This is a genomic window from Vibrio sp. 1557 (genome assembly GCF_033340175.1).
In the GTDB taxonomy this organism is placed as follows: domain Bacteria; phylum Pseudomonadota; class Gammaproteobacteria; order Enterobacterales; family Vibrionaceae; genus Vibrio; species Vibrio alginolyticus.
The window spans coordinates 103,609-112,005 of sequence record NZ_JAWOVZ010000016.1; the positions used below are offsets into that span (position 1 = coordinate 103,609).

At 44.0% G+C, this 8,397-nt stretch carries 8 protein-coding genes; 3 read left to right on the forward strand and 5 right to left on the reverse strand.

The window, feature by feature from the left end; translation table 11 throughout:
* The 5 genes from R7070_RS17570 to R7070_RS17590 all read right to left on the reverse strand — a co-directional run.
* Positions 1 to 1,338, reverse strand: a 1,338-nt coding sequence (locus R7070_RS17570; protein WP_318141266.1) for a VWA domain-containing protein, incomplete at its 3' end; no start/stop codon positions are given.
* The gene (locus tag R7070_RS17575; protein ID WP_050550100.1) at positions 1,331 to 2,335 is read right to left on the reverse strand and encodes a vWA domain-containing protein; all 1,005 of its coding nucleotides are present in this window, start codon (positions 2,333 to 2,335) and stop codon (positions 1,331 to 1,333) included. The genes R7070_RS17575 and R7070_RS17570, both read right to left, overlap by 8 nt.
* A complete protein-coding gene (locus tag R7070_RS17580; protein ID WP_017821862.1) occupies positions 2,328 to 2,804 on the reverse strand; it encodes a DUF4381 domain-containing protein in 477 nt (158 codons plus the stop codon). The genes R7070_RS17575 and R7070_RS17580 overlap by 8 nt, the downstream gene beginning before the upstream one ends.
* A 37-nt stretch (positions 2,805 to 2,841) precedes the next feature.
* Entirely contained in the window at positions 2,842 to 3,768 is a 927-nt protein-coding gene (locus R7070_RS17585) for a DUF58 domain-containing protein (protein WP_256900727.1), read from the reverse strand.
* 13 nt (positions 3,769 to 3,781) lie between these two features.
* Positions 3,782 to 4,738: an AAA family ATPase gene (locus R7070_RS17590; RefSeq protein WP_033906738.1), complete on the reverse strand. Its 957-nt coding sequence runs from the start codon at positions 4,736 to 4,738 to the stop codon at positions 3,782 to 3,784.
* Between the two features lie 310 nt (positions 4,739 to 5,048).
* Between R7070_RS17590 and R7070_RS17595 the strand changes: the two genes are divergently transcribed.
* The 3 genes from R7070_RS17595 (at position 5,049) to R7070_RS17605 (ending at position 8,137) form a co-directional block, all read left to right on the forward strand.
* Positions 5,049 to 6,965, forward strand: a complete 1,917-nt coding sequence (locus tag R7070_RS17595) for a methyl-accepting chemotaxis protein (protein ID WP_025768546.1) — start codon at positions 5,049 to 5,051, stop codon at positions 6,963 to 6,965.
* 56 nt (positions 6,966 to 7,021) lie between these two features.
* Positions 7,022 to 7,222, forward strand: coding sequence for a restriction endonuclease subunit S (locus R7070_RS17600; RefSeq protein WP_005375165.1), 201 nt, complete (start codon positions 7,022 to 7,024; stop codon positions 7,220 to 7,222).
* Positions 7,223 to 7,468: 246 nt separating this feature from the next.
* Positions 7,469 to 8,137 (forward strand): LuxR C-terminal-related transcriptional regulator, encoded by a 669-nt coding sequence (locus tag R7070_RS17605; protein WP_256900728.1) that lies wholly within the window; start codon positions 7,469 to 7,471, stop codon positions 8,135 to 8,137.
* Positions 8,138 to 8,397: the final 260 nt, after the last annotated feature.

The following is an 8,397-nucleotide window of genomic DNA, read 5'->3' on the forward strand; positions in this document are numbered from 1 at the left end:
CTGTTTTAGCTTTTCTTCTACAACCGATAGGTTTTTCTTCGCGGCTTCAAAGTTAGGCTTTTCCTCTAGCAGTTTTTTATACAAATCAGCCGCATCTTCTAATTGACCATTTTGAGCGAGCGAGTTGGCGAGGTTATAGCGGCCGTTAAGGGAGGCATCATGAGAAAATGCTTCGATAGCGGCTTCGTAGTCACCTTTTTGATAACTGGCGGCTCCTTTCCAGCTTGGGTTTGTAAATAGGTTTTGCGCCTGTTCATACTCACCTTGCTTGTAGAGTTCCGCTCCTTGTTGGTCGGCATTTAAGAACGGATTAGCTTCTGCATGCGGTGTCCACGTTACTGGGACTACAGTCGCAACTAACACCCAAATCAGGCCGCGTCGAAACAGTAAAGCCGCAGGAATAAGTAACAACGGCAGTAACCAAAAGCCACTGTTGAGACGAGAATCAGTTTTAACTTCTTCGCTTTGGGTCGCAGAAAGCTGGCTACCAATGTTATTAGTAAAGGCCGCGATATTTTCAACATCACGGTTGGTGTGCTGAATAGGAACAAATAGACCGCCAGTTTTATTCGCTAGCGTCTGTAGATTTTTCAGGTTTGTTTTCGCTACGACGGTTGTGCCTTGTGCAGTTTTTAGCAGAGAGCCATCGGGCAGCGCGATAGGCGCACCGTTAGGAGTCCCGACGGCAAGAACAGAAATGCGAAACTTTGTACCTTGGACTAAATCTAACGCGCGAGACAGCTCTGACGTATCAAGATCATCCGCTAACACGATGATATCGCCTTGTTGCGTGCCAGCTTGAGAAAACTGGTTGATCGCAAGTTCAATCGCGGCAGGCAGGTTTGCTCCTTGAAAAGGCATCAGCTCTGGTGACAAATTTTCGATAATGCCCGCAAGCGTGCTGGAATCAGTTGTCAGTGGACTTAAGTTATAGGCATCGCCAGCGTAAGCAATAAGTCCAGTGGCTCCCTCTTTCCATTTAGGCAGCAAATCGAGCGCCTTATAACGTGTTTGTGCTAACCGATTGGGTTTGATGTCTGTAGCAAACATAGAGCGAGACATATCAAGCACCAAGATTCGGTTTTGGTTTAACTCAAAGCTTGGTCGAGCATTGGACTGCCAGCTTGGCCCCGCTAATGAAATGCAAGTTATTGCCCAAGCTAAACCCCATAGAGTGAAGTAATGCTTAGACTGCGTGTTTTGTCCGAGCATCCGCGATAGGTGAGGGGCAATCAGTGTGGACTTTTGGGCTCTAAATTTGTGATTAAGCAAGAGTGCTATAGGGATCACGATGAGCCCCAAAAGCCAATAAGGATTGAGGAAAATAAACTCAGCCATGTTTTCTCCTTAATAGGAATAACAATACCGATAATACAAATGCAGCGCTTAATGGATATGGAAACCATTCAGACTGTGGGCGCCAAGTTTGTGTGTCGCTAGATACGGGTTCTAGCTGGTTGATGGTGTCATAAATCTTTTCGAGCTCTTCCGTATCTCGCGCTCGAAAATATTGTCCACCTGTCACCTCTGCCACTTTAGTCAGTGTTTGTTCATCTAAGTCGGCTGCGGTGTTGACTTTGCGAGTCATGAAAAACTCTTTCACCATCATTTCACCAGCGCCCACGCCCACGGTGTAAATAGTGGCGTTGTATTTTTTCGCAATTTCCGCTGCTTCTAGCGGCTCGAGCACCCCTGCAGTATTGCTGCCGTCACTGAGCAAAATCATGACTCGTTGGGGAGCATCACTGTCTACAAAGGTTTTTGTGCCTAACCCAATACCATCACCAATGGCGGTTCGTTGACCAACCAAGCCGATGACGGTTTGATTAATCTGTTGCATGACGCTTTTGCGGTCTGCAGTGAGTGGTGTTTGCAAATAAGCATGGTCGCCAAACAAAACAACTCCGAGACGGTCACCTTTTCTCTTTGCTACGAAATCAGACAGAACTTTTTTGACTGCTGTGAGGCGATCGATATATTCGCCGTTGAGTTCCATGTCTTCCTGCTGCATCGAACCGGACAGATCGACGACTAACATCAAGTCCCGATACTTGGGTTGGAATTCAACGGGATCGCCAAACCAAACTGGACGCGCACAAGCGACGACAAGAAGGCCCCAGATCGCGATTGAAAGTGCTTTTTGCAGCGCTTGCTTAGGCTTGCTGCGATTCTCATTAGTTGGTAAGTACGCCAATTTGATCTCGGCTTGTTGAGATTCTTGTGGCAGAAACTTGTATACCAGCCAGGGGATGGGCAACAAAAACAGTGCCCACCACCAGACAAATTCAATGTTTAGCCATTGGGCAAGATCGGTTATGAGTGTTTGCTCAGTCACGGTTATTTGCCTTTTTCTTTGGTGGCAAAGCGTAGGTTATCCAAAAGACACAATCGTCTACCAAGCTTTGATGCTGCCCTTGGGAAGAATTCTGATACAACGCTTCTTGCCACTGATGTTGTTTGTCTACGAATCGACTTTCTTTGGTATGGCTATCGAGAAATTCATACCAAGCGATTCCAGTTAATGGTGCGATCTCTTCACGCGGAAAGTAACTCAATGCTGCCTGGCGCAATATTTCCAGAGCAGAGGAAGGGGTATGAGGCGCGGTAGGTTGAGTTAAAAGTGTTAATGCTGTCTTTTTTGCGCGTAAGTGTTTTTTACGCCATCTCACATAAAGACAAATGCCGAAAACGAACAGCAAGGTTGCTGCAAGCACCACCCACCATCCCCAAGCGAGCGGAAACCAATCCGGTGCGTTTGGCAAAATCAAAGGTTCAAGGTCTAGGCTTTGGTTGTTTGTTGTCATTATTATTACTGCTTAATAAATACTGCTTGTCAGTTTGTTAGCTTAATTGTGAAATTAAGGGCCGGCCACTTGATAGCGTGTTAAATGGAATTGCTATTGAATGGCATTGCTGCTTAATGGTTTCTTGATGTTGGGTAAAGTGGTTTTCGAGTTCTCTTCGTTGTCCTTTAGAGCCAAAGTTAAACCATTGACTATGCAGCCCATCCGAAGCTTTCACTTGACCTCTAAAGTCTGTTTCGCCTCTTTCTAACGGATCATAAAACTGAACAGCCCTTACGCTATTGTGTTGTTTGAGTCGACGTAGTTGTGCCAGTTCCGTTGGTGTTACGTGGGCAAAATCACTGAGCATAATCAATTCGCTGCCTTTTGGGGTGAGCGTATGAAGTGTCTCCAATACTTGTGCATACGGCAGTGTACGAGTGTCGTTGCTTGCAGTACGAGTTACTTGCGCATTATGTATGTCGACTATGGCGTTAAGAATCCGCAGCCCTTGTCTTTGTAAAGAAGAGGGGCGAAATTCAAGACATTGATGTCCGTCATCAATCACTGCGCCGATGCGATCTTTTTTAGCTAGAGTTAGCCAAATTAGAACACTGGCAAAGTGGGCCAATTGAACGGATTTGAGTACATACTTAGATCCAAAATGTAGACTAGAACTTAGATCAAGATAAAGAATGACCGCTTGCTCTTTATCTTCTGCAAACAACTTCGTATGTGCTTTACCGGTCCTAGCGGTGACTCGCCAATCAATGCTGCGAATATCATCGCCAGGTTGATATTGGCGCACCTCCATAAAATCCATACCTCGCCCTTTTTGGCGACTGGTATGGTTACCACTCATCTGCGACCAGAGACTCTGTGCTGGTGATAACCAACGTACAGATTGAGTGCGATATTGGAGCAGCTCTTCAAGGGTTAATGTCACCCCATTCGCATGAGGTGGTAATGAATGTGTAGCGGACATATCACTCACCTGTTTATGCACTGCCAACAAGGTTTAGCAGTTTATCGATGACCTGGTTTGCCGTAATGCCTTCCGCTTGAGCGTGGTAACTCAACAATAAACGGTGGCGCAGTACCGGATAAGCCATGGTTTGAACATCTTCCGGAGAGACAAAATCACGACCAGCAAGCCAAGCGTGCGCACGTGCACAGCGATCAAGAGCGATGGTGGCACGCGGACTCACACCCATTGACAACCACTTGTCCAACTCAGTGTCATATTCGTTGGCTTGACGTGTCGCCATAACTAAACGGACGATGTACTGCTCTATCGTTTCCGCCATATGAATATCCAACACTTCTTTACGTGCGGTGAATACATCTTGTTGGCTTAACATTGGGCGTTCAACCTTTGCTTCGCCTTTTGCTTCTCCGCGGTTAATACGCAAGATAGATAGCTCATGCTCCGCATCTGGGTATTCCACTTCTAAATGCAATAAAAAGCGGTCTAGCTGCGCTTCAGGAAGGGGGTAGGTCCCTTCTTGCTCTATCGGGTTTTGAGTTGCCATAACCAAAAACAACTCTGGCAGCGGGTAGGTATGACGACCTGCTGTGACTTGTTTCTCTGCCATTGCTTCAAGCATTGCCGCTTGTACTTTGGCTGGTGCACGGTTTATCTCATCCGCAAGAATAAGCGAGTTGAAGATAGGACCTGATTGGAAAGTGAATTCTCCGGTTTCGGGACGGAAGATATCGGTGCCGGTTAAATCGGCTGGCAGCAAATCAGGGGTGAACTGAATGCGGTGGAAGTCGCCTTCAACACAGTCTGAGAGTGATTTTACTGCACGGGTTTTTGCTAACCCAGGAGGGCCTTCAACTAAAATATGCCCATCCGCAAGAAGCGCAACAAGCAGTTGCTTTACCAGATCTTGCTGTCCGATGATCTGCGACTCTAAGTATTGCTGAAGAGTTTCGAAGTTAGATTTATGCATGCTTTGGACTCTCGGTATCCATGTGATTTTCGTGTTGAGTATTGGTCATTTTCCATGTGAAAAAAGTTCCAATGCTCTATTGCAATTTATCTTTTCAATATTGGGACGCTACAGAGAATTGCAAGTACGTGCTATCTCTGAAAGTGCTTATTTGACAGTGTGTTACATTTATTTTTCATAATATAATGAGAAATGCCTCTAGTTTTGTACATATGAGCCGATAAAGATTCCGTGGTGTGCGTGTCATGAGATATGCACCTGATTCCCCTTGTGGGGCCAATAACAAGTGATTCTTTTAAAAGGTCCGAATATGTTGAAACTTCATTCCTTGAGCATCAAACAGAAGGTTGTACTTGGCATTACGTTTGCTGTTCTAGCATCAACAATCATTGTTGGTGTTATGGCTCAGCGTCATGCGAGAGATGTATTGAGCCATCGTCTTATTGACATCGAGCTACCTGCGATGTTGCAGCAAATCAATACCGAAATTGACCGCGAAGTTGTCGAAATGCAACAAGCGGCAAAACAGCTGGCTACAAACGAATTTATTGTTGAAGCCCTATCTAATACAGACCGTGATCCGTCAGTAGAAGTTCAGTTGGTGCAGCAGCTCAATAATGTTAAATCACAGTATGGTCTTAATGATGCGTCGGTAGCGAATCGTCAAACGGCATATTACTGGAACCAAAACGGATTCTTACGTCAACTTAACCGAACGCAAGATGCTTGGTTCTTTGGATTTACGTCGTCTGGTCAAGAAACGTCCGTGAGTGTGTTCCAAGAGGCAAATGGCGAAGTGAAAATGTTTGCCAATTTCCAAGATCTTAATGGTACATCAATGTCAGGTCTCTCTAAATCTATGGGAGACATGGTTACTTTGCTCAACGGGTTTAAAATTGAAGATACGGGTTACGTGTTCCTCACTAATGAACAAGGCCAGATTCAAATACACCGTCAACAAGGTAAGAACCAAACTTCTATCACTAAACTATTTGGTAGTGACGCAAGTGCGCTGTTGAACAAAAATAGCTTCAACCTAATTAATGTGGAGTTTGAAGGGCAGGATACTTTTGTTTCTAGTTTGTATGTTCCTTCAATGAACTGGTTTGTTATTGGCGTGGTTCCCGTTGATGAAGTATTCGCAGACCTGAATGCGACAGCTAAAAAAATGCTGTTTACGACCATCATTGTTGCCGTTGTATTCATCCTCATGGGCGTATGGTTAGCAAACAGCATTACGAAACCAATCCGACTGATTGCCGATCGTTTTACCGACCTTGGGCAAGGTGAAGGCGATTTGGCGCAGCGTATTGAAATTAAGGGTAATGATGAAATTGCTCAGCTTTCAAAAGGCTTTAATGGATTTATTGAGAAGATTCATGCCACGATGAAAGAGGTTGCTTTAACCAGTGGCTCATTAAGTCAAGCGGCAGAAAGTGTGTCAACGAAAGCAACATCCACACACGACAACAGCCAAGAGCAGCGTGATCAAACCATTCAAGTAGTTGCAGCTATCAACCAAATGGGTGCGACCATCAGTGAAATTGCATCGAACGCTGCTACCGCTGCTGATACGGCAAATCAGGCTTCAGATAACACTCAAACTGGTCGAGAAGTTGTGATGAAAGCAAAAGAGGTGATCAGCCGCCTAGCCGATGATGTTGAAACAACCAATATTGTTGTGACGCAGTTGGCATCGACAACCAAAGATATTGGCTCGATTCTGGGTGTAATTCGTGACATCTCTGAGCAAACGAATTTACTTGCGCTAAACGCTGCAATTGAGGCTGCTCGTGCTGGTGAGCAGGGACGTGGTTTTGCGGTTGTTGCTGATGAGGTAAGAAACCTAGCTTCACGCACGGCCGATTCTACAGAAGAGATTCAGCGCATGATCAATCAGCTTCAAAGTGACGCACAAGACGCGGTAAGTGCTATGGAAGCGGGCAAAGCGGTCACCATAGAAGGGGTTACTTCTACCGATGAAGCAGTCGAGGTATTAATCAGTATTTCTGAACGAATCACCGACATCTCTGATCGTAATACACAGGTTGCAACGGCGACGGAAGAGCAATCCACGGTGGTGCATACCATTAATCAAAATATCGAAGAAATCAACGCGATAAATGAAATGACAACCGCGACAGCAGAAGAGTTGGCGGATGCAAGTCGCGATCTTCAAGCGCTCTCTTCTCGTTTGGACAAGATGGTTGGTAGCTTCAAGTTATAGAGTTGGATAGAATAGGCGAAGTTTAAAAGTTCAATCATTAATTTTAGGTAAGTACTATGAATGACTTCGAAAAAGAACTAGAGCAAATTTCTCAAGAAACCGCTCAGGAGCCAGAAGTAAAACTGCCGTCGCTAGAAGAGCAAAAAGCGATCGTCGCTGAGCTGAAAAAGCTGGAAGCGGAAGGTAAGCTGACGCCAGAAGTGTTAGAACAACACTTTGGTAAGTTTAACCAAAAAAACGCAGTTCCAATCCACTAAGTTAGGTGGTGTTTTGCCTCTAACGTGCGTGATTAAATCACCTGCTCAAACACAAAAAGGGAGTTTATACTCCCTTTTTTAATGTCTGAAAAATGCTAATACCTCTCACATACTTGCCACTTAAAAATTATTGACACTTCAATGAGTTATTAATTAGTACTAGTGATTTTCATACTTGACAATACTACCGCTCTATCTAAATCTATTGCGTATTTCAATAAAAACGACCAAGGGAATGCGATCAGGATGGAGCAGCAAAAAAAAAGAAACGTTATTTTAATCACGGAGGGAAGTCTACAGTCATCTCTGTTGAAAGATGTATTGGAGACCAAACTCGGTATTAGTGTTGCTCTAATCACGCCAGATAATCTGATTCACGGAGTGTTACATGAATCTCTTGCATCAGCCATTATTGTTGATTGCAGCGTGATCACGGATGAAATTTTTCGCCGTTATGCGGAGTTTAAAGCGGCCAAGCAGAAAAACACGCTTGAAATCTTAATTAATTGTGAGCAATCCATATCGACAGAAGACCTCTTTGCTTGGCGTACTTTGGCCGGTATTTTCTATACCTCTGATGATATAAAAACGTTGCAAGTTGGTATTGGTAAGGTGCTTCAAGGAGATATGTGGTTCAGCCGTAAGTTTTCTCAGCAGTACATTACTTACCTTCGTCGACATTGCAAACCTATAAATAAGAATGTTTCCGCTATTCTGACCAAACGAGAGCAACAAATAATTACCTTTCTTTCCATGGGGGCGTCCAATCAACAAATCGCCGAACAATTATTCGTCAGCGAGAATACGGTAAAAACGCATTTACATAATATTTTCAAGAAAATTGATGTGAAAAATAGAGTTCAAGCACTTATTTGGGCAAAGGAAAATATTTCAGACAACTCGTTAATGGTGTAATGCTATTGCAATATTAGGTTGCCTAATTTAGTAAACTCTTAATAATTTCTGTGACCTGAATGTGTTAAAAGTGTTTCTTTTATGAGAAACACTTTTTTTGGTTCTCTTTTTAATAACTTTAGAATTTAAAAAAGTAGCAAATAACTTTACTCTGTGAACTAGCACTTACATATCAAACTAAGTGGGCTTTGTTGCTTAATTCGATGAGAAGACATGGTAGCCCCATGTTGTTCAGTTCTTAAACAACATACTGAGTTTCA